General features: G+C 50.6%; 4 protein-coding genes. All 4 read left to right on the top strand.

Going from position 1 to position 4,165, the window contains the following annotated elements:
* On the top strand, positions 1–1,052 hold a 1,052-nt coding region (locus ABYV26_RS22015), incomplete at its 5' end, for a trimethylamine methyltransferase family protein (RefSeq protein WP_372683506.1).
* Positions 1,053–1,148: 96 nt separating this feature from the next.
* Positions 1,149–2,768 (top strand): BCCT family transporter, encoded by a 1,620-nt coding sequence (locus ABYV26_RS22010; RefSeq protein WP_372683505.1) that lies wholly within the window; start codon positions 1,149–1,151, stop codon positions 2,766–2,768.
* A 108-nt stretch (positions 2,769–2,876) separates the two neighbouring features.
* Positions 2,877–3,980, top strand: coding sequence for an aminomethyltransferase family protein (locus ABYV26_RS22005; protein WP_372683504.1), 1,104 nt, complete (start codon positions 2,877–2,879; stop codon positions 3,978–3,980).
* 44 nt (positions 3,981–4,024) lie between these two features.
* Positions 4,025–4,165 (top strand): B12-binding domain-containing protein (locus ABYV26_RS22000; protein ID WP_372683507.1); only part of this gene is annotated, 141 nt, incomplete at its 3' end.

Genomic DNA, 4,165 nt, shown 5'->3' with positions numbered 1-4,165 from the left:
CCTCTCCCTATCTGGATTTTGTGGCTGGTTCCATGGCCGTTCCAGGCGAATTGCCACCGGCAGTGGCCACGGCCCGGATGCTCGCTTCTTGTTTTACGCTGACGGACATGCCGGTGATCGCCAACCCTTGCACCCGAGAGAACGGGCAGGAGATCTATGAAATGGCGACCATCGCCTTTGGTGGGAAAACAGCCCTCGAAAAGGCACCAGTTACAATTGTCTCTATCAATCCGCTCTCCCCGCTATCTTATACTGAAGAGACTGCAGCCGGGTTGATCACCTTCGCCCGCTACGGCCAGGCTTTGTTGATTTCCAGCATGGTTCTGGCCGGCATCAGCGGGCCGGTCAGTATTGCAGGTGCGGCGGTAATCGAAATGAGCGAGAGTCTGGCCGGAATTGTTCTGGCCCAGTTGGTTCATCCAGGCGTACCCTGCGTGTGCGGTGGAACATCTTGTGCCGGGGACCTTCGCACCGGAGGGGTCTACCTTGGGGGGCCCGAAATGCTTCAGCTGATGGCCATCGCCACACAGATGGCCGATCATTACGGACTTCCCTGTCGATACGGGGGAAATCTGACCGACTCCTTTTCCATCAATTCGCAGGCGGGCAGCGAGTCGGCCCTGGCCATGGCAACCAGCCTGCTTTGTGGGGTTCATTTCATGCACCAAGCCTGCGGTATTCTGGGCGCCTACAGCGCGATGAGCTTTGAAAAGTTTGTGCTGGACGAAGAGGCTTGCGGGTTGATGAAGCGGGCTTTGCGGCCGTTGGACGTCTCCGATGAGAGCATCAATCTCGATTTGATCGCCAGGGTCGGCAGCGGTGGAAGTTTTTTGATGACACCGGAAACCGCCCGCCAATGCCGGACGGCTTTTTTTCCCGCCGAAATCGCCCGTAAAAGCACCTTTGATGATTGGCGCGAAAAGGATTTGGGCAACAACGTCCGGCTTGCTGGTGAATATATCGAAAAACGTCTCGCAGCCTATGAAAAACCCGAAATTGATCCAGGCGTGGAAAAAGATTTGAAAAACTACGTCGATTCAAAAACCAAATAAAACCAAATAGTTATATCCAGTGGTTCGAGAGATTGTGTTTTTGCCTTGCCGAACGGTAAGGGCGTTACTCACCGCATCAGATAAACGGAGGAAAAAATGGCACAAAATGAGTTAGATCGCAGTAAAAACCAAAACGGAATGATGGAAGGTCTATTGGGAAAAACCGACCACCAGCTGTTTTGGGTTACTTTGATAATTTTCGGCGTTATCGTCTCGCTGGGAATCTTTACGCCGGAAAAACTCGAATCTGCGCTCAAAGCACTTCAGGCATTCATCACAACCAACTTTACCTGGTACTATTTATTGTTTACCGCCGCCTGTTTAGGATTTTCCTTGTGGGCGGCAGTCGGTCCTTATGCCCATATCAAACTGGGTAAAGATGACGATGAACCTGAGTTCAGCACGATCTCATGGATGGCCATGCTTTTCAGTGCCGGCATCGGTCTGGGGTTTATTTTCTGGGGAATTGCCGAACCCTTGTACCACTACATGCAAACCCCATACGGTGCTGAGCCCGGGTCCGCAGAAGCGGTGCCAGTTGCCTTACAGATCAGTTACCTGCATTGGGGATTCCACCCCTGGTCCTTGTATGCCGTGGGCGGATTGGGAATTGCCTATTTTTCATTCAGACACGAGCAACCCATGACCATCGCCACGTCCTTGTATGGTATTCTGGGTGAGAAAACAGAGACAAGCGGCTGGAGTAAAATCACCAATCTCGTTACGGCATTTGCCACGATTGCCGGCATCAGCACGGCTCTGGGTCTGGGGATCCTTTCCATTAAATTCGGAATGACCCATATTACCGGGCTTGAAATGACCCCCGGCGTTACCATCGCTGTTCTTATTTTGTTTATGGCGGCCTATATTGCATCATCGGTTTCAGGACTGAAGCGGGGCCTGAAATATATGAGCCTGATCAATATATGGCTGGCTTTTGGTGTCATCGCATTCATATTTGTTGCTGGCCCGACAATACAATTGCTGGATCTGTTTACTGATTCCGTGGGGCATTATCTAACCAATTTCGTCAAGATGACTTTTTGGAGTGATTCGGTCAACCAGGCTTTTGATGGTAAATGGCTGGGATGGTGGACCGTTTTCTACTGGGCATTCTGGATTGCTTGGGTACCTTTTGTGGGCGGATTTATCGCCAGAATTTCCAGGGGCAGAACGATCAGGGAGTTTATCATCTGGGTGGTGTTAATACCATCTGTTGTGATGTTCATCTGCTTTGACATTTTCGGTGGTGCCGCCATTCTCGCAGAAAGATCCGGCGCCGTAAAACTGTGGGAGGCCGTGCAGGCCGATATGGGATCGGGCATTTTCACGCTGTTGACAGTTTATCCATTTGGATTCCTTGCCTCAATTGTCATTTTTATCAGCCTCATCATCTTTCTGATCACATCAGCGGATTCAGCCTCTTTTTTGGTGGCAATGCTGATGTCCAAAGGTGAGTTGGAACCTAAAGCCGGTATGAAAATCGTGTGGGGGATAGTACTGGGAGCACTCTCGATCATTCTGTTGCAAAGCGGTGGCCTCAAGGCGTTGCAGACCGCCTCAATTGTCTGTGCGCTTCCCTTTACCGTAGTCATGATTGCCATGATGGTCTCACTGGTCAAAGGGCTAAGAAAAGATGCGTCTTTGAATGAGTCGTCTAAGCGTCGAGTTGATCACATGCAACCAGCAAAAACTGTTGCGAAACTCAATAAATAGGATCGATAATTATTGGGTTACCTTCAGGACGTATATTCATAAATAATCGTTTGGATATCCTATTTTAGATTAATACGAAAGAAACCTAAGAAGGTTTAAGGAGAAAAAATGACTAAAATTACAAGAACATCCGCACTTACTGCCCGCCACAAAGACCTGGGGGGGCAATTCAATGAATACATCCGCATGGCCGTTCCCATGACCTATCATACCGACCCGAAAGCAGAGCATGATGCAGTCCGGGATGCCGCCGGCATGTACGACTTCACCGCATTCTTGAAATACCGGGTCAAAGGCCCGGATGCGTCGGCTGTGCTGAATCATGCCGTGACATTTGATGTGACCAAGATAAAACCCGGACAATCCAAGTACGGTCCCTTTCTCAGGGAAACCGGCGTTATCTGTGATGACGGGATTGTGTTCAACCTTGGGAACGATGAGTATATGGTTGTTCATGGTGACGGTTGTGCTAGGACCATGGCTGAACTGTCTGCCGAAGGAAAAGATGCAGTGGTTGAATATGACTTCTGGACCCACCTGATATCCCTTCAGGGTCCCAAGGCGCTTGAACTCCTTGATCCCCACACCCCCGTTGACCTGCCTGCCATGAAATATTTCCACCATGAAATAACCGAAATATTCGGATGCCCCTGCGTGCTTTCCCGTACCGGATTTTCCGGTGAAAGAGGGTATGAAATGTTTGTGGATCCCCAATATGCCTGTGATGTCTGGGACAATATTCTTGAAAAGGGAAAAGATATGGGCGTTATGGCCTGTTCCGTGAACAGCGTATTTCCCCTAAGAATGGAAGCCGCGCTCCTGTGGCGCCGGTTTGACCTGATGGAAAACACCCCTTGGGAAGTAAACATGGGTTGGTCTGTCCATCTGGAAAAAGGGGATTTCCGCGGTAAGGACGCTCTCGTGGCCGCAAAGGGAAAAGAACGGTTTAAACTCGCCGGTATTGAGGTTGATCTCGATCATGCGCTGGCAGGCGGTGAAAAGCTGATGATCGACGGCAAAGAGGTTGGTAAGGTCCATGACAAGCCTGCCTGGTCCCATCGGCTGAACAAATCCCTTGCTATCGTACGTCTGGATCCTGAATTGACTGCTATCGGCACCCGACTGGAAGTGGCCGGCGATGATGGTACGTGCACGGCGACTGTGGTGAGGTTTCCGGTCTATGATACCGAAAAAGCAAGAACCCATCAGTAGCGTGGCGAAAAAATGGTCACCCAATTCTTAAAGGAGTAGTCAGAATGGCAACCCAGGACATCTTCAACGCAGTACTGGCATTTGACGAGGAGACGGTAAAGGCCAAGACCCAGGCCGAGCTGGACGGCGGCACGGACATCGGCGCCATCTTGAACGACGGGCTGATCAGTGCCATGGACGAGGTG

It is taken from the genome of Desulfosarcina sp. (assembly GCF_041551955.1).
GTDB lineage: Bacteria > Desulfobacterota > Desulfobacteria > Desulfobacterales > Desulfosarcinaceae > Desulfosarcina.
Note: the sequence above shows the minus strand (reverse complement) of the source record. Positions and strands in the feature narration are given on the sequence as shown.

Excerpts from the sequence above, each read along its gene's own strand:
- ABYV26_RS22010 (WP_372683505.1), top strand. The coding sequence starts at position 1,149 with ATGGCACAAAATGAGTTAGATCGCAGTAAAAACCAAAACGGAATGATG.
- ABYV26_RS22005 (WP_372683504.1), top strand. The coding sequence starts at position 2,877 with ATGACTAAAATTACAAGAACATCCGCACTTACTGCCCGCCACAAAGAC.